Origin of the sequence: Pseudoalteromonas sp. S3178 (assembly GCF_005886985.1) — a bacterium.
Classification (GTDB): Bacteria; Pseudomonadota; Gammaproteobacteria; order Enterobacterales; family Alteromonadaceae; genus Pseudoalteromonas; species Pseudoalteromonas carrageenovora.
This window is the reverse complement of the sequence record NZ_PNCW01000202.1, coordinates 1-300: the sequence shown is the minus strand read 5'-3', so window position 1 is coordinate 300 and position 300 is coordinate 1. Positions and strand designations below refer to the sequence as shown.

General features: G+C 49.0%; 1 protein-coding gene. It reads left to right on the top strand.

The window, feature by feature from the left end; genetic code table 11:
* Window positions 1–300 (top strand): PKD domain-containing protein (locus CWC11_RS20620; protein WP_502704808.1); only part of this gene is annotated, 300 nt, incomplete at both ends.

Here is a 300-nt window from a genome sequence, read left to right as displayed (position 1 = left end):
TAGCAGCTTGCGGCGGTAGTGGCAGTGACAAAAGCGATACACCCGTCGCATCAACAAATAAAGCACCAGTAATTGCGACCATAGCACCAATTACTGCGATGGAAAGAGACTCAATCACAGCCGTTGCGACCGTAACTGATGAAGATGGTGCGATTGAAACTTTGCTTTGGGAGCAGACAGCAGGTACAACTGTTGAGCTAACAAACAACACTAGCGAAACGCTCGAATTTCGTGCGCCTGACATCAATGAAGCGACCACGCTAACATTTAAGCTAACCGCGACAGACGACAAAGGGGCCT